Consider the following 24,328-nt stretch of genomic DNA (forward strand, 5'->3'; position numbering starts at 1 on the left):
AGGGCTGAAACTGCAAGATCGCGGGGAGTGGCCGGCGGGGCCGTACGATCGCAGCCATGACCGGGCACTTCACCGCGCCGGCGGCGGCGCTTGCCGGCGAGTTGCCGGGTTGGGTTGCGTTGCTGCTTGCTCCTAATCCGGGGCCTATGACGCTTGATGGGACCAACACCTGGGTTCTGCGTGCTCCGGGGCAGGAGCACGCCGTTGTCGTGGATCCGGGGCCGGCCGACGAGGGGCACCTGGCGGCGATCGTCGCGCGGGGGCCGATCGGGCTGGTGCTGATCACCCACGGCCACCCCGACCACACCGACGGCTCGCGCCGCCTGCACGACCTGCTCGACGGGGTGCCCGTACGCGCCGCCGACCCGGCACACACCCTCGCCGGGCAGCCGCTGGCCACGCCCGGCGAGGAACTGGGCGGTCACGGCCTGAGCGTCCGGCTCGTGCCGACCCCCGGGCACACCGGCGACTCGGTCTGCTTCCTGGTCGAGCACGGCGACGAGCGGGTCATCCTCACCGGCGACACCATCCTGGGCCGGGGGACCACCGTGGTCGCCCACCCGGACGGGGACCTCGGGGACTATCTGGCCAGCCTGGAGCTGCTCTCCGCGTACCGGGGGATCCCGGCGCTGCCGGGGCACGGCCCGGCGCTGGCCGACTGCGCCGCCGCCGCCGACTTCTACCTGGCCCACCGCCGCGCCCGGCTCGACCAGGTCCGGGCGGCGGTCGCCGAGGGCGCCAGCACCGCCGCGGAGGTGGTCGCGACGGTCTACGTGGACGTCGACCGGTCGCTGTGGTGGGCCGCCGAGTGGTCCGTCCGGGCCCAGTTGGAGTACCTGGGCCGGGAATCCGGCGGAGGTACCGCGAGGTTGGAGCAAGCGTGACCTGCCCGGTGTGTGGAACCGTCGCCGTGCCCGGCGCGCGGTTCTGCCACAACTGCGGCGCCGCGCTGCCGGCCGCCGCGACGCTGCCCGCGGCCGAGCGCCGGGTGGTGACGGTGCTCTTCGGCGACCTGTCCGACTTCACCTCCTGGTCGGAGGACCTCGACCCGGAACGCGTCGGCGCGGTCACCGACCGGGTGCTCGCCGCCCTGGCCGGCGCGGTGAAGACGTTCGGCGGTCACGTCGACAAGCTCACCGGCGACGGGATCATGGCGGTCTTCGGCGCGCCCGTGGCGCACGAGGACGACGCCGAGCGGGCCGTCCGCGCGGCGCTGTCGATGCAGCGTGCGGTCCGCCGGGTACTCGACGACGAACGGGGCGGCGGCGCGCCGCTCGGCCTGCGGGTCGGGCTGAACACCGGCGACGTGATCGCCGGCATCCAGGCCGCGATCGAGTACACGGTCATCGGCGACACCGTGAACACCGCCGCCCGGCTGGCCGACGCCGCCGCCGTGGGAGCGATCTACGCGGGGTCGCGGACCTCCGCCGCCACCCGGCACGTCGCCTCCTGGCGGGCGCTGCGTCCGCTGCGGCTCAAGGGCAAGCGCGAGCCGGTCGAGGCGTACGAGCTGCTCGGTCTCCTGGACGCCCCGGGCACCCGGTCCGGCCTCGGCGACGAGGCCCCCTTCGTGGGCCGGGAGACCGAGATCGGTCGGGTCGCCGGCCGGCTGGCCGAGGTGATCGACCGCGCCGAGCCCCGGGTGCTGCTGATGACCGCCGAGGCCGGGATCGGCAAGTCCCGCTTCGCGGCCGAGGTGGAACGCCTCGCCGCCGGCTACGACGTCGGCGCCGGCCGGTACGCCGCGCACACCGGCGCCCGGGTGCTCTCGGTGCGCTGTGCCGCGTTCGGCGAGCGGCGCCGGCTCGCACCCCTGGCCGACCTGGTCCGGGCGGCGGTCGGCCTGCCCAGCGACGCCGCCACCGCGCTGACCCGCCCGGCCGTCGAGGAGCGCCTGCGCCGGCTCGGCCAGCGACTCAGCCGCTCCGGCGCTCCGGCGCCGGTCGCCACCGACCAGTTGCTGGCCCTGCTCGGGTACGCCGAGCTGCCCGGCGGCGGCCCGGCCGAGCAGGGCGAGTGGGGCACCGCCCAGCCGGCCGACGCCGACGCGGTGCCGAACGCGGTCGCGGACCTGCTCACGGCGCTCGCCGGGGAGGCGCCCCTGGTGGTCGTCGTCGACGACCTGCACGACGCCACTCCCGAGACCACCCAGGCGCTCGGGGTCACCCTGTCCCGGCTCGCCGGCCCGGTGCTGGTGCTGCTGCTCGGCCGGCCCGAGCTGGTGCGTACCGCCGGGGCGCTGACCCGGGTCGCGGACGCCGAGGTGCACGGGCTGCCGCCGCTGCGTGGCGCCGACGCGGCCCGGCTGCTCACCACCTACCTCAACGGCGGCAGGCTGCCGCAGGCCGACGCCGACCGGCTGCTCGCCACCGCCCAGGGAAACCCGTTCTACCTGGCCGAGCTGGTCACCCTGCTGATGGAGCGGGGTGCGCTGACCGCCGTCGCCGAACGGAACTCCCCGACCTCGGGGAGTTGGCGACTGGTGCCCGGCTCGCTCGGCAGCCGCCTGCTCTCCCGCGACCTGGCCGCGGTGCTCGCCGCGCGCATCGACGCGCTGCCGGCCGAGGCCCGCTCCGTGCTGCGGGACGCGGCGGTCGTCGGCGACACGGTGCCGGACGGGGCGCTGGAGGCGCTGCGCGAGCAGCGGGCCGGCCGTGACGGCCGACCGGCGGCGGTGGTCGCCGTCGAGCTGGAGCGGGCCGTCGAGGAGCTGCTGCAACGCCGGATGCTGCACCGCACCCGCACCGGGTACGCCTTCGCGACCCCGCTGATGCGGGAGGCCGCGTACGCCGGGGTGAGCAAGGCCGAGCTGGCCGAGCGGCACGCGGCGCTGGCCCGGTGGGCCGCGCCCGACCCGCTGTCGGGGGCGGGCACACCGGGCGGCTTCGCCGAGGCGGCCCGGGACGTCTTCGTGGCCCAGCACGTGGAGCGGGCCGCCGCGCTGGCCGACGCGGTCGGGCTGCGGCCGGACGCGCCCGCGCGGGCCGTCGTCCCGCTGGGCGTCGTCGCGCTCGGCGGGGCCGCCCGCCGGTCGCTACAGGCGGGCGAGCCCGCGTTGGCCGTGGAGTACGCCGAACGCGCCGCCGAACTGGCCCGCGACGGCGTGCCGGCGGCCGACCGCGTGGTGCACGCCCGGGCGCTGCTCCAGATCGGCCGCTCCGCCGACGCCCTCGCCTCCGCCGAGAAGATCGCCGCCAACGCCGGCGACGAGTCCGCCGTCCGGACCAGCGCGCTGCTGCTCGCCGGGCAGGCCCACCAGACCATGGGCGACCAGGTGCGTGCGACGGACAACTGGCAGGAGGCGTTGCAGGTGGCCACGGCCGGGGGACTGCCGACGATGCGTGCCTCGGCGATGCGCCGCCTCGGGATGGCCGACTTCATCGCCGGGCGGTTGGGGCAGGCCAGCAGCCGGCTCGCCGCGTCGTACCAGGTGAGCCTCCAGGCGCAGGACCGCCGGGGGCAGGCCTGGTCGTTGCAGAACCTGGCCTGGGTGACCACCACCCGGGGCGACTTCGCCGGCACCGATGCCGTGCTCGGCCGGGCCGCCCGGCTCTTCGCCGAGCTGAAGGACCCGTACGGGCGGGCCTGGCTGCGTGGCACCACCGCCTTCGCCCGGCTGCTGGCCGGCCGGCTGCGGGAGGCGTGCCGGCTGGCGCAGGTGTTCCTGCCGTTCGGCGAGCGGGTCGGCGAGGCATGGGCGGTGGGCACGCTGCGCGCGGTCGAGGCGTTCGCCACCGCCGAGCTGGGCGAGCTGGCCGAGGCGGACCGGGGGGCCCGCCGCGCGTACCGGGAGTTCGCCGCCGCCTCCGACGACTGGGGGCGCGGGTTCGCGCTGGTCGTCCGGGGGGTCGTGGCACGCGGGCTGGGCGAGCCGGGGCACGCCGCCGACCTGCTCACCGACGCGCTGTCGTACGCGGAGCGGACGTCACACCCGTTGCTCACCGGGATGGCCGGCACACTGCGCGGATTCGTGGCGCTGGACCTGGGCGACTACGACACGGCCGAGCGGGCCGCCCGGTCGGTGCTGACCGCAGTGGAGCCGCACAACCCGCAGGCGCCCGCCCAGGTGGGACCTCGGGTGCTGCTGGCCACCGCCCGGCTGGCGGCCGGCGACTCCGCGACCGCCGTCGGGCTGCTCGCCCCGGTGGCCACCGCCGCCGCCAACGTGCCCTCGCTGCTCTTCTCCCGCCGCCAGACCATGGCCCGGTACGCTTCCGCGCTGCTCGCCCACGGCCAGTGCGAGCAGGCGCTGGACTGGGCCCGGCGGGCCGTCACCGCCCCGGCGGAGGACGTGCGCAGCCAGGTGATCGCCGCGAGCGTGCTCGCCGAGGCGCTCGCGGCCTGCGGCCGGTCGGAGGAGGCGCTGGCCAGTGCCGAGGAGGCGGTCCGCCTGGCGTACGCGACCGAGCAGCGCAGCGAGCGTGCCGCCGCCGACGCGCTGCGCGCCCGCCTCGCCACCCCCTAGTCCCGCCGCGAATCCGGGCACGGGGAAGGTCTGCCGATTCCGGGGATGCGGTGTGTCGGGGGTGGCCGATAGCGTGTCAGGTCCGAGGGGCGGTCGGTCGTGCGACCGCGTCGGATGTGGGGAGGGCCGTGATGAGGTTGCCGCGTTCGGCCGCCGGATGGACGATCGCGGTCTTCGGCGTGCTGGCCCTGGTCATGGGCGCGGTCGGGCTGGTCTGGCCGGAGGCGTTGCTGCGCCTGCTCGGCTTCGAGGTGCCGGCGACCCGCGCGGTCGGCGACCACACCGGCACCTTCCTGACGGCCTCCTCGATGGCCTCGTTCAACATGGGGGTCTACTACCTGCTCGCCACCGCCACCGAGTGGCGCCCGTTCTTCCGGTTCACAGTGGTGTTCCGGCTGGTCACGTTCACGGTGTTCAGCATCGCGGTGCTGGCCGACATCGCGCCCGGGCGGTTCTTCGGGGTGGCGCTCTGGGAGGGCCTGGGCGCGGTGGCGACCGCCGCCGGGCTCTGGTGGGACGACCGTCGCGCGGGTCCGGCAGCGGCGGGCGGTGGAGGCGTCTCCGCCGCCGGTGCCGTACCGGCCGCTGATGCGGTTCACTGAGTCGTCAGTCCGATTGGGTATTTTCAGAGCTGTGACCGAGACCCCGCCCGGCGCCCTGCCGTTGCCCATTGTGCCCGGTCTGACCGATCTGCACGTGTTTGCCAGGGGAGGCTACGCGACGATCTACAAGGCGACCCAGATCTCGGTGGGGCGCGAGGTTGCGGTCAAGGTGGAGAATCGCACGCTCGACAGCGAGCATGACCAGGCCCGCTTCCTGCGCGAGGCGCGGGCCGCCGGGCGGATGTCGTCGCACCCGCACGTGGTCGACCTCTTCGACGTTGGGGTCACGATCGACCAGCACCCCTACCTGATCATGGAGCTCTGCGACGGCTCGTACGCCGAGCGGATGCGGACCTCGCCGCTCGGGCCGGCCGAGACGCGTGACCTCGGGGTCAAGATCGCCGACGCGATAGCCCACTCGCACGCGGCCGGCGTGCTGCACCGCGACGTGAAGCCGGCGAACATCCTCCACTCGCACTTCAACCCGGCGGTACTGGCCGACTTCGGGCTGGCCGTGGTGGGCGAGATGCGTGACGCCTCGGTCGCCCTGGAGGTGCTCACCCCGGCCTACGCGCCGCCGGAGATGTTCAACCACAGCCCGCCGTCGCCCGCCGTCGACGTCTACGCCCTCTGCGCCACCCTCTACGCGGTGATGCACGGCCGCCCGCCGCGCTGGCAGTCCGAGCGCAACCCCAGCCTGGTCACCGTGCTGGAGATGTTCCACCAGCCGGTTCCCGGCCTGCCCGGTGTGCCGGCCAGGATGATCGACGTGCTCCGGGTCGGGATGTCCAACGATCCCGGCGAACGTCCCTCGGCCGTCGAGCTACGCGACCTGCTGGCCGGCCTGCCGCTCGACCCGGCGGGTGGCGCGGGCGGCCCGGGGGCCCCGGTCATCGGCGGCTCCGGCCCCGTCGGCCCGTACGCCGTCGACCGGGTTTCCCGGCCCGCCCCGCGACCGCCGGTAGAGGATCCGCACCCCACGGTGCCCACCGTCGGCCAGCGGCGTCGGCGGCGCTGGTTCCTCGGCGGTGCCGGGATGGTCGCGCTGGTCGCCTCGGCCGGCGCCGGTGCCTGGCTGGCCGGCACGGTGTCCACCCCGGGCCCGTCACTGACGGCCGACGCGGCGGCGACGAGCGTGGCGGCGACGAGCGCCGTGCTGCCCGCCTGTGCCCTGACGACCGGGCTGCCCGCCGGCGCGGGCTGCGCCGACGAGTTGGAGTGCTTCGGGCCGATGGAGGTGCTCGGCACGCGGGCCCGCGCTGCCCGGGTGCCGTGCGAGGGCCAGCACACCTGGGAGAGCTATGCCGAGGGCCGGCTTCCCGACACCCTGGTCGGCGCCGACCACGACGAGGTCAGCGCCGACGCGGCGGTGCGGCGGGTCTGCAACGAGACCACCTTCCGGCTCACCAGCGGGATCAGCTACGCCGGCGGCTGGAACCTGGAGGTGCTGCCCCCGGCCGGTGCGGAAGCCGACCGGACGTACCGCTGCCTGGCCGGGCGCGGGCTCGACGCGCTCGCCTCACCCACCCTCACGGGCCGCTGAGCCGCCGCGTCCCCGGTGACGTTCCCGCATGGCGCGGACCGCCTCCCGGTGGTCGAGCGACTCCAGCGTGTCGGCGTCGATGCCGTACATGCCCCCGGCCGGGTGCCCCGGGACGCCCGGCGTGACCGCCGGTTCCGTGTCCTCCTCCTGCCGGACCGCCGCCACCGACACCGCCGCGATCATCGTCGACAGGACGCAGAGTAGCGCCAGGGTCACCCCGACGAGATCCTGACGTCCCCACACGATCAGCGTCACCAGCAGGGAGGCCGCCGTCAGCGCCGCGACGACCGCCTTCGCCCGCGCGTCGGGCCTCGGAATACTCACCCGTCAAGGATGTCCCCGGCGGGGCTGCTGTCAACCGGGAGGCCACCGCCGGTGCGATGATTTCGCGCAAAGATCTTGTTCCGCGCGAGAGGGCGAATAGCGTCGACCGTGAAATATTCGTTACATCGCCTGACGGCTTGTCGGATATATGGCCCCTCGCCAGCCGATATTCATAGCTGGCGCTCCCTAGAGTGACGGAGGTCGAGCCACGGCTCGACCGTCCTGTCGCCCACCGGAAGGCGTCCACATGCCACGACGAAACCGGTCCCTCGCCGCCGCGGGAATCGCCGGCGTCCTCCTCGCTGGCGCCGCGGTCACACCCGCCACCGCCGCACCGTCCCCCGCTGGCGGGGACCGTCCGGTCACCTCCGACCGGACCAGCCCCCAGGAGGCCCGCCGGGTCGACCGGGTGCCCACGCCCGACCTGGACTGGTACGCCTGCTACGACTACGCCGAGTGCGCCACCGTCCGGCTGCCGCAGGACTACGACAAGCCGAACGGCCCGACGACCGAAGTCGCCGTGCTGCGGGTCAAGGCCCGCGACCAGCAGCGCAGGATCGGTAGCCTCTTCATCAACCCGGGTGGCCCCGGCGGCTCCGGCACCTCCGTCGCGCTCGCCGCGCCGTACTTCATCAGTGACGAGGTGCTCGACCGCTTCGACATCGTGGGCGTCGACCCGCGTGGCGTCGGGGCGAGCCAGCAGGTCAGGTGCTTCCCCTCCGTGAAGGAACAGACCCGGGCGTACGCCGGGCTGAACGTGGCGTTCCCGTGGACGAAGGCCGAGGAGAAGGCGTACGTCGCCTCCTCGAAGGCTGTCGGAAAGGGCTGCTCCAGCACGGGCAAGCCGCTGACCGGCGCCATGTCGACCGCCGAGGTCGCCCGGGACATGGACGTGCTGCGCCGCGCCGTGGGCGACCGGAAGCTCACCTACCTCGGCTTCAGCTACGGCAGCGTGCTCGGCCAGTACTACGCCAACATGTTCCCGGACCGGGTCCGTGCCCTGGCGATCGACGGCGTGCTGAACCCGAACGACTGGGTCGGTCAGGGCCGGGCACGCAACCTGCCTCAGGAGGACCGGATGCGCAGCGGGCAGGGCGCGTACCAGGCGCTGCGGGAGATCCTGGTGCGGTGCGACCGGGCCGGCGCCCAGGCGTGCCCGCTGGCCGAGGGCGACCCCGTCGCCTCGTTCGAGCTGGTCGCGAAGCGGCTGCGGGCAAAGCCGGTGGTGATCGAGGATCCCGAGTTCGGCACGGTCACCATCACGTACGCCGACTTCATCGGCGCCAACCTGAGTGCGCTCTACGGGCCGGAGGGTTACGCCGAGGTCGTCGACCTCACCGCCGCGCTGCTGGTGCTCACCGACCCGGCGTCGTCCCCGGCCGCCCGCCGCCCCGCGTCGGTCCACGTGACCCGGCAGGCCGCCGAGGTCCGTGAGCAGGCCCGACGGTACGACTTCCCGTACGACAACGGGCTGGAGACCTTCCTCGGCGTGGACTGCACCGACGGGTACCACCCCAAGGACGCCGGCTCGTTCCCGGCGCTGGCCGCGAAGGCCGACAAGCGCGACCCGTACTTCGGCCGACTCTGGACCTGGCTCACCTCGCCGTGCGCCCGCAAGACCTGGACCGTGCGGGATGAGGACGCCTACACCGGGCCGTTCAACCGGCGCACCAGCGCCCCGGTGCTGGTGGTGGGCAACTACTGGGACCCGGCGACCAACTACCGGGGTGCGGTGAGCTCGGCCCGGCTGCTGCCGAACAGTCGCCTGCTCAGCAGCGACAGCTGGGGGCACACCGCGTACGGGACGTCGGCCTGCGCGACCGGCGCGATCGACGCGTACCTGCTGCGCGGGGCGCTGCCGGCCAACGGCAGGGTCTGCGTGGGCGACGTCCAGCCGTTCGTCGCACTGCCGGAGGCGGCGGCGAGCCGGCGGGCGGAAACGTCGAAGGGCGCGCTGGCCGCCCAGGGGGCCCCGGGCCGGGGCGAGCCGAAGCGGCTACCCCCGGTGGTCGCCCCGCTGCCGGCGGTCGGCACGCTGACCGTCCGCTGAGGACCCGGGGTGCGGCGGGCGTTCGGGTGCCCGCCGCACCCCGGCCGCGTTGGGCACACCGCGCGACGGGTGCCCGGGGCCGGCTGGCCACGACGGCGCTCTCTCGGTGCCAGTCGCAGGGGAGCAGACATGATCACCCTCAGGCGGAGGAAGTCCAGTCACAGCAATGCGGGCGGTGACTGAGGTTGCCACCCCGTCCCAGAGGGGTCATGGCCCGTGACAGCAAGGACCGACACGCCCCGATGTTGTCCTCCACCGCAGGCCAGTGGGCGCGCAGAATGTGGGCGTCCCCAGGTGATCAGGACACCATGGACGTTATCTGGCCGTTTTAAGGTCCATGGCGTCCTGATCACCCTTGGATGAGCGTGGTCAACAGCAGCGGCTTGACAGCGTTTCACGGGTGGATCCTCCGCCGGCCGGCACCGTGGCGGCGCTTGGAGTTGACCGCGGCTCCGGATTCCGGTCGGGTTTGCTGGTTGCGCCAGCGAGGCAGCCCTCACCCGCCGGTCCCTCAGTAGGACTTGTCCTGGCCGAGGACGTGCTGGGCGACGAAGTTGAGGATCATCTCGCGGCTGACCGGGGCGATCCGGCCGGCCCGCACCGCGCCGAGCAGCGTGGCCACGCCGTACTCGGTGGTCATGCCGGCCCCGCCGAGCACCTGGACGGCGGTGTCGACGGCCAGCGCGGCAGCCTCCCCGGCGGCGTACTTGGCCATGTTGCCGGAGACCCCGGCCTCCAGGTCGCGGCCCGCGTCGTAGAGGCTGGCCGCCTTGAGGATCATGAGGCGGGCCAGTTCGACCTGCACGGCCGCGTGTGCGAGCGGGTGGGCGACACCCTGGTGTGAGCCGATGGTCCGGCCGCCCCAGACCTTGCGGGTGGCGGTGTACTCGCTGGCCCGTTCGATGGCGTACCGGCCGGTGCCGGCGCCCATCGCGGCGACCGTGATCCGCTCCGGGTTGAGCCCGGCGAAGAGCGCCGGCAGGCCGGCGTCCAGCGACTCGCCGACCAGCGCGTCGGCGGGCAGCCGCACGTCGTCGAGGTAGAGCAGGAACTGGTTCTCCGGGGAGACGATCTCCATGTCCAGCTTGGACCGGGTCAGCCCGGGCGCGTCGGTCGGCACCACGAACAGCGCGGGCTTCAGCTTGCCGGTGGAGGCGTCCTCGGTGCGGGCCACCACCAGCACGTACTGTGCCTCGTCCACGCCCGAGATGTAGCACTTGCGGCCGGAGAGCAGCCAGTCGTCGCCGTCGCGGCGGGCCACCGTGCCGAGCCGGTGGAAGTTCGAGCCGGCCTCCGGCTCGGTGATCGCGAAGACCACCTTCAGCGAGCCGTCGGCGAACCCGGGCAGGAAGCGCTTGCGCTGCTCCTCGGTGCCGTGCTTGTTGATCACGGTGGCGGCGATGGCGGGGGAGACCACCACCAGCAGCAGCGGGCAGCCGGCCGCTGCCAGTTCCTCGCAGACGATTGCCAGCTCGGTGATGCCTCCGCCTCCGCCGCCGTACTCGGTGGGGATGTTGACGCCGAGGTAGCCCAGCCGGCCGGCCTCGGTCCACAGTTCGGTGGTGTGCTCGCCGGCCTTCGCCTTCGTGACGAAGTAGTCGTGGCCGTACCGCCGGCCCAGCGCGCGGACGGCGTCGCGGAGCTGGTCCTGCTCGGGGGTGAGGTCGAAGTTCATCGTGGGTCCTCCAGGATCACTCGGGGTCGACCACGGCCAGCACGGCGCCGGTGTCGACCTGGCCGCCGGCCGGCACCGGCAGTTCGGCGACCACGCCGTCGGCCGGGGCGAGCACGGGATGTTCCAGCTTCATCGCCTCCAGCGTCAGCAGCAGGTCACCGGCTGCCACCCGCTGCCCGACCTCGACGTGCAGCCGGGTCACCGCGCCGGGCAGCGGCGCGACCAGCGACCCGGCCGCCAGCTCCGTGGTGGGCTCGGGGAAGCGCGGCAGCTCCGCCAGACTCGCCGCCCCGTCCGGGCCGTCCACGAAGACCTCCGAGGACACCCGGTGTACGCGGTACGCCCGCCGCACCCCGTCGACGTCGAGCACCACCCGGTCCGGAGCGGCCGACACCAGCGAGACCGTCGGCGGGCTGTCTGCTGGCTCGGCGGGGGTGGTGCCGTCGTGGCTGGCCGGTGGGTCGGTGGACCAGTCAGCGAGCGCGCCGACGCGGTCCAGCCGGTAGCGGACCTCGATCTCGCCGTCCGGCCCCGCATAGCGGGTGACCTGCGGGAAGGCGGGCACGTTGCGCCAGCCCGACGGAAGCCCGGCGAGCACCGGCATGTCGGCCCGCCGGGCGGCGGCGGTGGCCAGCGCGGCAGCCAGGGCCACCAGCGGGAGTTGGCCGGCGGGCAGCAGCGGGGCGAAGACCTCCTCGTGCCGGTCCAGGAAACCGGTGTCGATCTCCACGGCGCCGAACTCCGGGCTGCGCAGCACCCGGACCAGCAGGTCCCGGTTGGTGGTCACGCCGTGCAACTCGGCGCGGGACAGCGCGTTGGCCAGCAGCCGGATCGCCTCCGCTCGGGTCTGCCCCCAGGCGATCACCTTCGCCAGCATCGAGTCGTAGTACACGCCAACCGTCGAGCCGTCCACCACGCCGGAGTCCAGTCGCAGGCCGATCGCCCGGAGGTTGCCGAACTCCCGGGCCACCCCGGGGACCGCGAACCGGTGCACGGTGCCGGTGGCGGGACGCCAGCCCTGCGCCGGATCCTCGGCGCAGAGCCGCACCTCGATCGCGTAGCCGCGCATCCGGTGCGGGTCGGTGGCGTTCTCCGGCAGGGGTTGGCCCTCGGCGACCATCAGTTGCAGGCGGACCAGGTCCAGCCCGGTGCAGAGTTCGGTGACCGGGTGCTCCACCTGGAGCCGGGTGTTCATCTCCAGGAAGAAGAACTCGCCGGTCGGGGCGAGCAGGAACTCCACCGTGCCCGCGCCGACGTAGTCGACCGCCCGTCCGGCAGCCACCGCCGCCTCGTGCAGCGCCGTGCGTACCTCGGGCGGGAGGACGCCGGGCGCCTCCTCGACGAGCTTCTGGTGCCGGCGCTGGATCGAGCACTCACGTACGCCCTGGACGGCCACCGTCCCGTGCGTGTCGCCGAAGATCTGCACCTCGACGTGCCGACCGCGCTCGACGTACCGCTCGACGAAGACCGTGCCGTCGCCGAACGCCGCAGCCGCCTCGCGGCGGGCGGAGGCGACGGCCTCGGCCAGCGCGGCGGCGTCCCGGACGATCCGCATACCGCGCCCGCCGCCGCCGGCGGACGCCTTCACCAGCACCGGGAAGTCGGTGATCTCGTCGGCGTCGGTCCAGGTGGGCAGCATCGGCACGCCCGCCTCGGCGAGCAGCGCCTTCGCCGCCACCTTGTCGCCCATCGCGGCGATCGCCTTGGCCGGCGGCCCCACCCAGGTCAGCCCGGCGTCGGTCACCGCCGTGGCGAACGCGGCGTTCTCGGCGAGGAAGCCGTAGCCGGGATGGACGGCGTCCGCCCCGGTCCTGCGGGCCGCGTCCAGGATCAGGTCGATCCGCAGGTACGTCTCGGCGGGCGTGTTCCCGGGCAGCCGGACCGCGTGGTCGGCCTCGGCGACGTACGGGGCGTCGGCGTCGGCGTCGGAGTGCACGGCCACCGTCTCGACGCCCAGTGCCCGGCAGGTGGCGAAGATCCGGCGGGCGATCTCGCCCCGGTTCGCCACGAGAAGTCGGGTGATCACGGGTCCTGCCTCTCGGTCGGGGGATTCCTGCGCACGGGGATCACATCCGGAAGACGCCGAAGCCGTCGGCGCCCCTGACCGGTGCGTTGTGGATGGCCGAAAGGCAGAGCCCGAGCACGGTACGGGTGTCCCGGGGGTCGATCACCCCGTCGTCGTAGAGCCGGCCGGAGAGGAAGAGCGCGCCGGACTGCGACTCGATCTGCTGCTCGACCATCATCCGCATCGCGGTGTCGGAGTCCTCGTCGTAGTCCCGGCCCCGGGCGGCGGCGGCCTGCCGGGCCACGATGGAGAGCACCCCGGCGAGCTGCGCCGGCCCCATCACCGCCGACTTGGCGTTCGGCCAGGTGAACAGGAACCGTGGCTCGTACGCCCGCCCGCACATGCCGTAGTTGCCGGCCCCGTACGACGCGCCCAGGTTGACCGTCAGGTGCGGCACCGTCGAGTTCGACACCGCGTTGATCATGAGCGCACCGTGCTTGATGATGCCGCGCTGCTCGTACTCGGTGCCGACCATGTAGCCGGTGGTGTTCTGGAGGAACACCAGCGGGGTGTCGGTGGCGTTGGCGAGCTGGATGAACTGGGCCGCCTTCTGCGCCTCCTCGCTGAACAGCACGCCCCGCGCGTTGGCCAGCACCCCGACCGGGTAGCCGTGCAGCTCGCCCCAGCCGGTGACCAGGGCGGTGCCGTAGGCCGGCTTGAACTCGTCGAACTCGCTGCCGTCGAGCACCCGGGCCAGCACCTCGCGCGGGTCGAACGGCACCTTCAGGTCGGCGCTGGCGATGCCGAGCAGCTCCTCCGGGTCGTACTTCGGCGGCTGCGGGGACGGGTTGCGCGGTGGCGGGCCCTGCTTGCGCCAGTTCAGCCGGCGTACGCACTGCCGGGCCAGCCGGATGCCGTCCCGCTCGTCCGACGCCAGGAAGTCGGCCAGGCCCGACGTCGTGGCGTGCATGGCCGCCCCGCCGAGGGACTCGTCGTCGGTGACCTCGCCGGTGGCCATCTTCACCAGCGGCGGCCCGGCCAGGTAGACCTGCGACCGGTCCCGAATCATGATCACGTGGTCGGACATGCCCGGCACGTACGCGCCACCGGCGGTGGCGTTGCCGAAGACCACGCTGACCGTGGGGATCCTCGCGGCCGAGAGCCGGGTCAGGTCACGGAACACCCGCCCGCCCGGGATGAAGATCTCCGCCTGGGTGGGCAGGTCCGCGCCGGCAGACTCGACCAGGTTCACCATCGGCAGCCGGTTGGCCAGGGCGATCTCGCCGGCCCGGCGGGTCTTGGCGAGCGACCACGGGTTCACCGCGCCGCCGCGTACCGTCGGGTCGTTGGCGACGATGAGGCACTCGACGCCCTCGACCACGCCGATGCCGGTCACCACGCTGGCGCCGACGGGGAAGTCGGTGCCGTACGCGGCCACCGGCGACAGCTCCAGGAACGGGCTGTCCGGGTCGAGCAGCAGCTCGATCCGCTCCCGGGGGAGCAGCTTGCCCCGCTTGTGGTGCCGGGTCACGTACTTCTCGCCGCCGCCGGAGCGGGCCCGGTCGAGTTCGGCGTCCAGCTCGGCGAGGCGCTCCAGCAGGGTCTCCCGGTTGGCCCGGTGCCCCGGCGAGGACGGGTCGGTCGCGCTGCGCAGAGTGGTCATAAGCCCATGCCCTTCGCGATGATCTCGTTCATGATCTCGGTGGTGCCGCCGCCGATGCCGAGGATCCGGGCGTCCCGGTAGTGCCGCTCCACCTCGGCGTCGCGCAGGTAGCCGTAGCCGCCGTGCAGCTGGAGCGCCTGGTCGACCACCTCGGCACAGGCGGCCACCGCGACGTTCTTCGCCATCGCCACCTCGGTCACCACCGGCTCGCCCGCCGCCACCCGTGCCGCGACCTGGTGCACGTACGCCCGGGCCGCCTCGGTGCGGGTGTGCATCTCGGCCAGCCGGTGCCGGACGAGCTGTCGGCTCGCCAGGGGACGGCCGAACGTGGACCGGTCCCGGCACCAGCGCACCGCCAGCTCCACCGAGCGCTGCGCGATGGCGTACGCCTGGGTGGCGAGGGAGAGCCGTTCCGCGGCGAAGTTCTGCATGATCGCCAGGAAGGCCGTGTTCTCCTCGCCGACCCGGTTGGACACCGGCACCCGTACGTCGGCGAAGGACAGCTCGGCGGTGTCCGAGCAGTGCCAGCCGAGCTTCTCCAGCCGGCGTCCGACGGTGAAGCCGGGCGTGTCCTTGTCGATCACCAGCAGGGTCAGGGCGCCGCTGCCGGGCGGCAGGGTGCAGACGGCGGTGGTCACGAAGTCGGCCCGGATGCCGCTGGTGATGTAGGTCTTCGAACCGTTGACCACGTAGTGGTCGCCGTTCCGCCGCGCGTGGGTGCGGATGCTCGCCACGTCCGAGCCGCCGTCGGGTTCGGTGATCGCCAGCGCGCCGATCGTGGTGCCGGCCAGCGTCGGCCGGACGTACCGGTCGATCAGCTCCGGGTCGCCGGAGGCGACGATGTGCGGCAGCGCGATGCCGTGCGTGAAGAGCGCCGCGATCAGCCCGGACGAGCCGCCCGAGCGGATGATCTCCTCGGTGACGATGATCGAGTCGAGCAGGTCGCCCCCGCTGCCGCCGACCGCCTCCGGGAAGCCGATGCCGAGCAGGCCGAGCTTGGCGGCGGTGGCGTGCAGCTCGCGAGGGATCTCGCCGGCCCGCTCCCAGTCGTCCAGGTGCGGCAGCACCTCCCGGGTGACGAAGGCGCGGGTCAGCTCCCGCAGCTGCCGCCGTTCCGGCGTGTCCACGATGGTCATCGGCCCTCCCCGGGCGCCATGCCGCCGGGCGGTGCGTCCAGGCCGGGCGGTGCGTCCAGGCCGGGCGGTGCGTCCGGGCCGGGCGGTGCGTCCGGGCCGGGCGGTGAGTCCGGGCCGGGCGTGAGGTTCGCCGGCAGGTCGACGAGCCGGGAGCGGAGCAGCTCGCCGAGCGCCTTGGCCTGCGGATCGAACCGGGTGGAGGCGGCCACCCCCTGCCCGAGCAGGCCCCGGACGACGAAGTTGACCGACCGCAGGTTCGGCAGCTCGTACCGCTGGACGGTCAGCGGCGCGGTCTCCGGCAGCAGCTCGTGCAGCCGGTCGGTGGTGAGCCAGCCGCGCAGCCACGACCAAATCGCGTCGGTGCGGGCCCAGACGCCCAGGTTGGCGTCGCCGCCCTTGTCGCCGGAGCGGGCCCCGACCAGCTCGCCGAGCGGCGCGCGTCGGGTGGGCCGGTCGGCCGGCGAGGCCGGCGGGTCGGCCTCCGGTGCGGCGCCGTCGGTCGGGTCGGCGGCGGGCGCCGGCTCGTCGGGGCCGACGGTGCGGGACGGCGGCGGGATCGGCTTCCGCTCGCCGGAGGGGAGCACCGCGACGTGCGGCACCGCGTCCTGCGGCACGGCGTCGGCGGTGAACACGCCGTAGGGCGTCGCGTCGCCGGGCAGCGTGGTCAGCGTGCAGCCGGGATAGGAGGCCAGGGCCAGTTCCACCGCGGCGGCCGAGAAGGCCCGCCCGGCCCGCGCCTTGTCGCCGTCCCGCAGGTGTACGTGCAGCAGCGCGCTCGCAGCCTCGGTGTCGGCCGCGTCCGGGTGGTCGGTGCGGGCCAGGGTGAACTCCAGCCCTTCCGGGCCGACGGACGCCTCGATCTGGCCCCGGACCAGGGCCGCCTTTGCGGGGATGTCGAGCCCGCACAGGACGAAGGTCATCGAGTTGCGGAAGCCGCCGAGGTTGTTGACGCCCACCTTCAGGGTGTCCGGCGGGGGCGTGCCCCGGACGCCGCTCACCCGCACCCGGTCCGGCCCGTCGGCGCACAACTCGACCGTGTCCAGCCGGGTCACCACGTCCGGGCCGAGGTACGCGGGGCCGCCGATCTCGTAGAGGAGCTGGGCGGTGACCGTCTCCACGGTGACCGCGCCACCCGTGCCCGGGTGTTTGGTGATCACACAGGAGCCGTCGGGGTGCAGTTCGGCGACCGGGAAGCCGGGGCGTCGCCCACCGTCGGGCAGCTCGGTGAAGAAGCTGAAGTTGCCCCCGGTCACCTGCGCCCCGCACTCGAGGAGGTGACCGGCCACGGTCGCCCCGGCCAGCGCGTCCAGGTCGTCGCGGCCCCAGCCGAACCGGGCGATCGCCGGCCCGACCACCAGGGACGCGTCGGTCACCCGGCCGGTGACCACCACGTCCGCGCCGCTGTCCAGGCAGGCGGCGATGCCGTACGCCCCCAGGTAGGCGTTTGCCGTCAGCGCGTCCGGGCGGGCGAGGGCGTCGCCCTCGACGTACCCGACCCGTACGGTCAGGCCGAGCCGGTCGGCGAGCGACCCGATCGCGGCGGCCAGGCCGGCCGGGTTCAGCCCGCCGGCGTTGGTCACGATCCGCACGCCACGATCCAGTGCGGTGCCGAGGCAGCCCTCCAACTGGCGCAGGAAGGTCTTCGCGTAGCCGAGGGCGGGGTCGCGCAGCCGGTCCCGGCCGAGGATCAGCATGGTCAGCTCGGCCAGGTAGTCGCCGGTCAGCACGTCCAGTTCGCCGCCGTCGAGCATCTCCCGCCAGGCCGCGAACCGGTCGCCGTAGAAGCCGGAGGCGTTGCCCACCCGCAGCACCTCGCTCATGCCGGCACCTCGCCCGCCACGCGGCTCGCGGCGCTGGCACCGGTCATCCTGGTCGCGTCGGTCCCGGCGCTGGTGCCGGTCATCCTGGTCGCGTCGGTCCTGGCGGCCTTGGGCGGGCGGCCGGGGCCGGGCGGGCCGGCGAAGGCCTGCGCGACGTCCAGCCACGCGTCGGCGACCGGGCCGGTCGCCGACAGTGCCAGGTCCGCGTGGTGCCTCCGCTGGGTGACCAGCAGGCAGAAGTCGAGGGCGGGGCCGGTGACCCGGTCGGCGGCGTCGGCCGGGCCGTACGTCCAGGTGTCGCCGTCCGGCGCCGCCAGCTCGACCCGCACCGGCTCCGTCGGCGCGGGCCGGCCGTGGGCGGCGAAGCTGTGGCCGAGGGTACGGAAGCCGAGGTGCGCGACGTGGCGCAGCCGGGCCGATCCGGGGCGGGTCACGCCGAGCGCATCGGCCACGTCCGTGCCGTGTGCCCAGGTCTCCATGATCCGGGCGGTGGCCATCGAGGCGGCCGACATCCGGGTGCCGAACCACGGCAGCTTCCCGCCCTCCGGCACCCGTGACAGCGCGTCGGCGAGCGCCGCCCGGCCGGCCCGCCAGCGGGTGAGCAGCTCGGTCGACGGGACGAGGAACTCCTCCGCGCCGGCGTCGACGAGTCGGGCGGGGTCGGACGCGGTGACCACGGCGGCGAGGAACGCCTCGGCGTCGGTGGCGGCGAGCAGCGCCACGTGGTCGGTCCAGGCGAGGTGGGCGATCTGGTGCCCGACGCTCCAGCCCGGCGACGGCGTGGCCTGCTTCCAGTCGGCCGGCGGTGGGCCGGTCACCAGGTCGTCGAGCTGCTCGGACTCGTCGGCCAGGTCCGCGAGCAGGGCCTTGAGGTCGACCATGGTGCCTCCGAGGGCTGGACGGGCCGGTGAGGGCGGGCGGTCAGGGGGTGAGCAGGGTGGCGAGCTGGCGCTTCCAGGTGTGCAGCAGGGCGGTGCGGCGGGACGAGTCGTCGTTGAGCAGGTTGGCCACGCCGAGCCCACGGAGCAGATCGAGGGTCGCCTGCACCGCCTCGCGTACGCCCGGGCGGCGTTCGTCCACGTCGAGCAGCGCGACGGTGAGCCGGTGCATCTCGCGGCCGACCCGGGCCTCCAGCGGCACCAGGGCCTCGCGTAGCTCCCGGTCGGTGCGCGCGGCGACCCAGAGTTCGAGGGCGGCGACGAAGAGCGGGCCGGTGAAGGCCACGCCGAGCAGGTCGATCACCCGGTCGAGCCGTTGCGGGCCGGGCGGCAGCGCCTCGGCCTCGGTGCGCAGCTCCTCCGCCCGCCGGTCGGCGAGGTGGGCGACGGCGGCCGTGACCAGCGCGGCCCTGGTGGGGTAGTGGTGCAGTTGGGCGCCGCGCGAGACGCCGGCCCGGGCCGCGACGACGGTGGTGGTGGTGCCGGACCAGCCGTGCTCGACCAGGCACTCGACGGTCGCCTCCAGCAGCCGGGCCTGGGTGGCGCGGCTGCGCTCCTGCTGGGGGACACGGGTCGATGCGGGCACGAGGCCAGCGTGCCGCCCTGGAAACAAACAGTCAAGACTGACTTTTTCTGGAGGTGGGAGGGTGGCTCGACGGCCTTCGACGGGCCGAGGCGGTCGGACGCTGTCGAGCTGCCCCTACTGATGGGGCAGAGTTCCCGGCCCGGCCCGGCCCGGCCGTCTTGCGGATGACGACCGGGGCGTGGTGTCGGCTGCGCACCGCCAGGAGCCGTTGGTCCTGTGGACGGGGCAGCTCGACACGGTGTGACAAGTGTGGTCCCACCCGGACAGGAGCCTGCGCGGTCGTTACCCGGACCCAGGTGACCGCTCCGCGCGGCGAACCACCGTAGGCGGCATCGGGGAGGTGACGCCCCGGTGCAGGGCGGGGACTGTTCAGCGGCCGTCGCGCGGGGCGAACACCGCGAGCGCGTCGGCGTCGCTGTGCTGGGAGCGCAGGTATTCGTCCGCCCACGCGGCGGCGTCGGGAAAGCCCGACTCGGCGGCCACCCGGGCGCAGGCGGCCTCCACGTCGAAGGGGGTGCGCCGCAGGTGCACCCCGGGCCCGAGGAGCGCCCAGAAGGCGCCGGGGCCACCGTAGGGCATCCCGATGCTGCCCGGGTTGACGATCAGCCGGCGGTCGGCCAGCCGGGTGAACGGCATGTGGGTGTGCCCGCAGACGACCGTCCCCACCTCGGCCGGCACGTCGGCCAGCACCTCCGTCCACCGTTCCATCCGGGAGTCGACGAGCACGACCTCCTCGTCGTCACGGGGGGTAGCGTGGCAGAACAGCACCGGGCCGAGGCCGCCGATCTCCATGGTCACCGTCAGCGGCAGCGCCGCCAACCGGGCCACCTGGTCGTCGCGGAGCTGCTCCGCCGCCCAGTTGGAGACGTCGATCCGGGAAGGGCGGCCGGCCCGTGCCTCCACCAGCTCGCGGTCCGCGTTGCCCCGCACCCAGCAGGCCCGGTCGCCGAGCCCGGCGAGCACGTCCAGCACCTCGACCGGCTGCGGACCGGCCGCGATGTCGCCGGTGAGCACGATCAGGTCGGCGGCGGCGACGTCCGGCTCGGCCAGTACGGCCTCCAGCGCCGGCAGCGCACCGTGGATGTCGGAGAGAACAGCGACCCGGTTCAGCATCGCTCCACCGTGCCCACCGGCCCACGCCGGTGTCCAGCGATTCTGCCCCGGGCAGACGGAGCCCGGGGCGGACCCGACCGAGGCGACGTCAGACGCGGGCTCGGCGGGCCAGGCGCTCCGGATCGAGGATGATGATGCTCTTGCCGTCCAGGCGCAGCCAGCCACGCGAGGCGAAGTCGGCGAGTGCCTTGTTGACCGTCTCCCGGGAGGCGCCGACGAGCTGGGCGATCTCCTCCTGGGTGAGGTCGTGGGTCACCCGCAGCACGCCGCCGTCGCGGGTGCCGAAGCGGCCGGCCATCTGGAGCAGGTTCTTGGCGACGCGGCCGGGCACGTCGGTGAAGATCAGGTCGGCCAGCGAGTCGTTCGTCCGTCGCAGCCGGCGGGCCAGCACCCGGAGCAGCTGCTCGGCGATCTCCGGCCGGTTGTTCAGCCACGGGCGAAGGGACTGCTTGCGCAGCCGCACCAACCGGGTGTCGGTGACCGCGGTGGCGGTCGCCGTACGTGGGCCGGGGTCGAAGAGCGACAGCTCACCGACCATGTCCGACGGGCCCATGACCGCGATCAAATTCTGCCGGCCGTCGGCGGCTCGCCGACCTACCTTGATCTTGCCGGACAGCAGGATGTAGAGACTGTCGCCGGGCTCGCCCTCGTTGAAGACGATCTCGCCCTTGCGGGCCTCCAGCGTCTCCATCTCCTTGGCGAGCGCTTCGGCAGCCTCCGGGTCGACGCCCTGGAAGATTCCACTGCGGGCCAGTACCTCATCCATCGCGCACCTCCGCCTGCGCGTGCCGTCCGTCGGCCGGGTCCGCCGTCCGCTGATCCCCTCGCGCGTCGCCCAGTCTAGGCGCACGTGAGCAGCAATCAGAGGAGCACCCCTGGAATCTTGATCGTTGGGCGTAACCCGCCCGACCTGATCAAACAGTAGGATCACGCGCCCGTCCGGGTGCCGGCCGGCCCCGCCGACACCCGGGTCGTAGGGTCACCACGTGCTGAGTGAACCCGTGCTGACCGCCCGTCGCGAGAACGGTCGGGACGTCCCGCTGTTGGTCTGGCGCGCCGACCGCCCGCTGCGCGCGGTCAGTTCCGCGCCGCTGGGCGGCGGGATCGGCGTCCGGCACTGGGTCGTCAACGCGACCGTGCCCATGTCGTACGACCGGGACGATCCCGCCGACCACCTGGCCGAACTGGCCGACCGGCTCGACCTCGACGGGCCCGGGGTGGGCCTGCTGACCGGGGTGGACGTCGCCGAGCTGGTCGCCCGGACGGACACCGGCGTGCGGGTCTGGGCGACGGTCGGCCTGGGCACCCCGGTCCGGGCGGCGGAGCCCGCCCCGGCGGCGCTGGCCCAGCGGGTCGGCACCGTCAACATCGTGGTGTACGTCCCGGCCCGGCTCGGCGACGCCGCCCTGGTCAACGCGGTGGCCACGGCCACCGAGGCGAAGGTGCAGGCGATCGCGGAACTGGGCGTGCCGGGCACCGGCACCCCGACCGACGCGGTCACCGTCCTCTGCCCGGTCGACGGCCCGGAGTCGGCGTACGGCGGACCGCGCTCCACCTGGGGCGCCCCGCTGGCCCGGGCCGTGCACGCCGCGGTGACGGCCGGCGGCGGCGTGGGCACCGTGGTCCCGTGGTCGGACCGACCGGCAAGCTGATACTTCACCCGATCGGCTCTCGTTTCGGCGTTGCACACCCGATAGGGTCGCGCTCGATGTACGCTGCCGCCTCCCCTCCGCGTCGCCGCGCCGCAGTCGCCCTCGGCGCGCTGCTCGCCGTCCTGCTCACCGCCGGCTGCGGGGGTCCCGATTCCGGGGCCGACGCCGTCTGGGAGACCGGCGCGGGTGGTGGTGACACCGGCACCCCGGTCCGCTCGGGCGAGCCCACGAAGCCCGCCGAGCAGGCGATCTCGCTCTCGGCGACCGGCGACATCATCATCGGCAACGCGCCGAATCGGCTGCCCCCCAACGGCGGGAAGGGCTTCTTCGACTCGGTCGAGAAGGCGCTCGCCGCCGACCTGGTGATGGGCAACCTGGAGGAGCCACTCACCGTCGACACCGGCACCGGCAAGTGTGGCCCGAACTCGACCCGCTGCTTCCAGTTCCGGGCCCCGCCCGAGTACGCCGCGCACCTGCGCGACGCCGGCTTCGACCTGCTCAACCAGGCCAACAATCACGGCTACGACTTCGGCCCGAAGGGCTACGAGAACACCCAGAAGGCGCTGGAGAAGTACGACCTCGCGCACACCGGGGCGCCCGACCAGATCACCGTGGTCGACGTCAAGGGGGTCAAGGTCGCGGTCGCCGGCTTCTCGTCGTACGTCTGGTCCAACAGCCTCACCAACATCGCTGCGGCGAAGAAGGTGATCACCAAGGCGGCCGGCATGGCCGACGTGGTCGTGGTGCAGGTGCACATGGGCGGCGAGGGCTCCGAGAAGACGCGGGTGCGGCCGGGCACCGAGATGTTCCTCGGCGAGAACCGGGGCGACCCGGTCAAGTTCTCCAAGGCGATGATCGACGCCGGGGCGGATCTGATCGTCGGGCACGGCCCGCACGTGCTGCGCGGCATGGAGTTCTACAAGGGCCGGCTGATCGCGTACAGCCTGGGCAACTTCGCCGGCGGGGGCAACTCGCTGAGCAACGCCGGCCGGCTCGGCTGGGGCGGGGTGCTCAAGGTGTCGCTGAAGCCGGACGGCAGCTGGGCCGGCGGCTCGTTCGCCTCGACGTACATGAACTCCATCGGCAAGCCGACCATGGACCGCGACGACCGTGGGCTCGGCCTGTTGAAGCAGTTGACCAAGAGTGACTTCCCGGAGACCGGCGCCGGGTTCGACGACTCCGGCGCGATCAGCGCGCCGCAGGGCGGCTGACCGGGCCGTACGACGCGTGGCCCCGGCCGACCGTCGGCCGGGCGACGTAGGCTGGCCGGCGTGACCACGAGCTCTTCCGGCTTCACCGAGACCGATCTCGGGCGCACCCGTCGCGCCCGCCGGATCGGCCGGGCGCTGACCGACACCCACCCCGACGCGCACTGTGAACTGGACCACTCCAACCCCCTGGAGCTGGCCGTCGCGACGATCCTCTCCGCGCAGTGCACGGACAAGAAGGTCAACGAGGTCACCCCGAAGCTCTTCGCCCGCTACCCGAGGGCCGCCGACTACGCGGGGGCGGACCGGGCGGAGCTGGAGGAGTTGATCCGGCCCACCGGCTTCTACCGCAACAAGACCGACTCGCTGATCAAGCTCGGCCAGGCCCTCGTGGAGCGGTACGACGGCCGGATCCCGGGCAAGCTCGCCGACCTGGTGACGCTGCCCGGCATCGGCCGCAAGACCGCCAACGTCATCCTCGGCAACGCCTTCGACGTCCCCGGGATCACGGTCGACACCCACTTCCAGCGGCTGGTCCAGCGCTGGCGGCTGACCGCCGAGACCGACCCGGTCAAGATCGAGCACGCGATCGGGGCGCTCTTCCCCCGGCGCGACTGGACCATGCTGTCGCACCGGATCATCTTCCACGGCCGGCGGGTCTGCCACGCCCGCAAGCCGGCCTGCGGCGCGTGCACGCTGGTGAAACTCTGCCCCTCGTACGGCACCGGCCCGACCGACCCGGCGGCGGCCGCGAAGCTGCTCAAGGGCCCCCGGGCCCGGGACCTGGCGGTGGCGGCCGGGGTCGACCCGGAACTGGTGCCGGTCCAGGCCGTCGTGGCGGAGGCACCGTGAGCACGAGGAGCGAGCCGGTGTTGCGAGCCCCACAGTCGCGAACCACGGTGAACCGATGAACCGCCGACTTGCCGCCCTGCTGGTGCCCGTGCTGCTGGCCGTCGCGGGGTGTACCGCCGGCACCGAGGAGAAGGACCCGGGCCCGTCCGACCGGCAGCAGGCCGCCGCCAACCGGCCGTCGCCCTTCCAGGACTGCTCCGCCCTCGGTACGCCACCCGCGTCCGCCGCACCGGCCCCCCCGTCCGGGGCCGGGGGGCAGGCGTTACCCGAGCTGACCCTGAACTGCTTCACCGGCGGTGCCCCGGTCGCCCTGCGGGACGTGCGCGGCCCTGCGGTGATCAACGTCTGGGCCTCCTGGTGCCCGCCCTGCCGCAAGGAACTGCCCGCCTTCCAGCGGCTCAGCGAGCGGGCCGCCGGCCGGCTGCACGTCATCGGGGTCAACAACCAGGACAGCCGCGAGGCCGCGAAGGGGGCCGGTGAGGACTTCGGCCTCCGCTTCCCCGTCCTGTTCGACCAGGGCGAGTCGTTCAAACGGGCGCTCAGAGCCAAGGGCATCCCCGTGACCGTCTTCGTCGACGGGCAGGGCCGCGTCCGGCACGTCGACTCCTCCGGCGCCCTGGACGACGCCCGCCTGGCGGAGCTCGTCCGCCAGCACCTCGGCCTGACGGTGCCAACGTGAGCCGCAGACGGGCGCGG

17 protein-coding genes and 2 pseudogenes are annotated in these 24,328 nt (G+C 73.9%); 9 read left to right on the forward strand and 10 right to left on the reverse strand.

Annotated elements, in window-relative coordinates:
• Positions 1 to 56 precede the first annotated feature (56 nt).
• The 4 genes from GA0070608_RS11310 (at position 57) to GA0070608_RS11325 (ending at position 6,610) form a co-directional block, all read left to right on the forward strand.
• Entirely contained in the window at positions 57 to 884 is an 828-nt protein-coding gene (locus GA0070608_RS11310; protein WP_091626385.1) for an MBL fold metallo-hydrolase, read from the forward strand.
• Complete coding sequence (locus GA0070608_RS11315; protein ID WP_091626388.1) at positions 881 to 4,465, forward strand: adenylate/guanylate cyclase domain-containing protein; 3,585 nt, start codon at positions 881 to 883, stop codon at positions 4,463 to 4,465. Before GA0070608_RS11310 ends, GA0070608_RS11315 begins: the two co-directional genes overlap by 4 nt.
• A 131-nt stretch (positions 4,466 to 4,596) precedes the next feature.
• Positions 4,597 to 5,067, forward strand: a complete 471-nt coding sequence (locus GA0070608_RS11320) for a hypothetical protein (protein WP_091626392.1) — start codon at positions 4,597 to 4,599, stop codon at positions 5,065 to 5,067.
• Positions 5,068 to 5,098: 31 nt separating this feature from the next.
• Positions 5,099 to 6,610: a serine/threonine-protein kinase gene (locus GA0070608_RS11325; RefSeq protein ID WP_091626395.1), complete on the forward strand. Its 1,512-nt coding sequence runs from the start codon at positions 5,099 to 5,101 to the stop codon at positions 6,608 to 6,610.
• Here the strand turns inward: GA0070608_RS11325 and GA0070608_RS11330 are convergent.
• Complete coding sequence (locus GA0070608_RS11330) at positions 6,587 to 6,934, reverse strand: hypothetical protein (RefSeq protein ID WP_091626399.1); 348 nt, start codon at positions 6,932 to 6,934, stop codon at positions 6,587 to 6,589. The genes GA0070608_RS11325 and GA0070608_RS11330 overlap by 24 nt on opposite strands.
• A 247-nt stretch (positions 6,935 to 7,181) precedes the next feature.
• Here GA0070608_RS11330 and GA0070608_RS11335 point away from each other — a divergent pair, with 247 nt between their 5' ends.
• The gene (locus GA0070608_RS11335) at positions 7,182 to 8,984 is read left to right on the forward strand and encodes an alpha/beta hydrolase (protein WP_091626402.1); all 1,803 of its coding nucleotides are present in this window, start codon (positions 7,182 to 7,184) and stop codon (positions 8,982 to 8,984) included.
• Between the two features lie 511 nt (positions 8,985 to 9,495).
• On the opposite strand, the gene GA0070608_RS11340 is transcribed toward GA0070608_RS11335, so the two are convergent.
• The 9 genes and pseudogenes from GA0070608_RS11340 to GA0070608_RS11380 form a co-directional block, all read right to left on the reverse strand.
• A complete protein-coding gene (locus GA0070608_RS11340) occupies positions 9,496 to 10,659 on the reverse strand; it encodes an acyl-CoA dehydrogenase family protein (protein ID WP_091626405.1) in 1,164 nt (387 codons plus the stop codon).
• Between the two features lie 16 nt (positions 10,660 to 10,675).
• Complete coding sequence (locus tag GA0070608_RS11345; protein ID WP_091626408.1) at positions 10,676 to 12,685, reverse strand: ATP-binding protein; 2,010 nt, start codon at positions 12,683 to 12,685, stop codon at positions 10,676 to 10,678.
• Positions 12,686 to 12,725: 40 nt separating this feature from the next.
• On the reverse strand, positions 12,726 to 14,327 hold the full coding sequence (locus tag GA0070608_RS11350) for an acyl-CoA carboxylase subunit beta (RefSeq protein WP_091626410.1): 1,602 nt from the start codon (positions 14,325 to 14,327) through the stop codon (positions 12,726 to 12,728).
• On the reverse strand, positions 14,324 to 15,463 hold the full coding sequence (locus GA0070608_RS11355; RefSeq protein ID WP_091626412.1) for an acyl-CoA dehydrogenase family protein: 1,140 nt from the start codon (positions 15,461 to 15,463) through the stop codon (positions 14,324 to 14,326). Before GA0070608_RS11355 ends, GA0070608_RS11350 begins: the two co-directional genes overlap by 4 nt.
• 116 nt (positions 15,464 to 15,579) lie before the next feature.
• A pseudogene (locus GA0070608_RS11360) lies at positions 15,580 to 17,283 on the reverse strand (acyclic terpene utilization AtuA family protein); the annotation flags it as partial.
• Positions 17,284 to 17,378: 95 nt separating this feature from the next.
• Positions 17,379 to 18,164: pseudogene (locus tag GA0070608_RS11365) on the reverse strand (TIGR03084 family metal-binding protein); the annotation flags it as partial.
• Positions 18,165 to 18,204: 40 nt separating this feature from the next.
• Complete coding sequence (locus GA0070608_RS11370) at positions 18,205 to 18,807, reverse strand: TetR/AcrR family transcriptional regulator (RefSeq protein WP_091626419.1); 603 nt, start codon at positions 18,805 to 18,807, stop codon at positions 18,205 to 18,207.
• A 369-nt stretch (positions 18,808 to 19,176) separates the two neighbouring features.
• Positions 19,177 to 19,920, reverse strand: coding sequence for a metallophosphoesterase family protein (locus GA0070608_RS11375; RefSeq protein WP_091626423.1), 744 nt, complete (start codon positions 19,918 to 19,920; stop codon positions 19,177 to 19,179).
• Positions 19,921 to 20,008: 88 nt separating this feature from the next.
• A complete protein-coding gene (locus GA0070608_RS11380; RefSeq protein ID WP_091626426.1) occupies positions 20,009 to 20,686 on the reverse strand; it encodes a Crp/Fnr family transcriptional regulator in 678 nt (225 codons plus the stop codon).
• Positions 20,687 to 20,906: 220 nt separating this feature from the next.
• Here GA0070608_RS11380 and GA0070608_RS11385 point away from each other — a divergent pair, with 220 nt between their 5' ends.
• From GA0070608_RS11385 to GA0070608_RS11400, 4 genes are read left to right on the forward strand one after another with little or no spacing between them, the layout of a single operon-like run.
• Positions 20,907 to 21,572 carry an adenosylcobinamide amidohydrolase gene (locus GA0070608_RS11385; RefSeq protein WP_091626428.1) on the forward strand — a complete coding sequence of 222 codons (666 nt, stop codon included), beginning with the start codon at positions 20,907 to 20,909 and terminating at the stop codon, positions 21,570 to 21,572.
• Positions 21,573 to 21,628: 56 nt separating this feature from the next.
• On the forward strand, positions 21,629 to 22,783 hold the full coding sequence (locus tag GA0070608_RS11390; RefSeq protein WP_091626432.1) for a CapA family protein: 1,155 nt from the start codon (positions 21,629 to 21,631) through the stop codon (positions 22,781 to 22,783).
• A 60-nt stretch (positions 22,784 to 22,843) separates the two neighbouring features.
• The gene (gene nth, locus GA0070608_RS11395; RefSeq protein ID WP_176733695.1) at positions 22,844 to 23,632 is read left to right on the forward strand and encodes an endonuclease III; all 789 of its coding nucleotides are present in this window, start codon (positions 22,844 to 22,846) and stop codon (positions 23,630 to 23,632) included.
• 55 nt (positions 23,633 to 23,687) lie between these two features.
• A complete protein-coding gene (locus tag GA0070608_RS11400; RefSeq protein WP_091626437.1) occupies positions 23,688 to 24,311 on the forward strand; it encodes a TlpA family protein disulfide reductase in 624 nt (207 codons plus the stop codon).
• Positions 24,312 to 24,328: the final 17 nt, after the last annotated feature.

This window comes from Micromonospora peucetia (genome assembly GCF_900091625.1).
Lineage (GTDB): Bacteria > Actinomycetota > Actinomycetes > Mycobacteriales > Micromonosporaceae > Micromonospora > Micromonospora peucetia.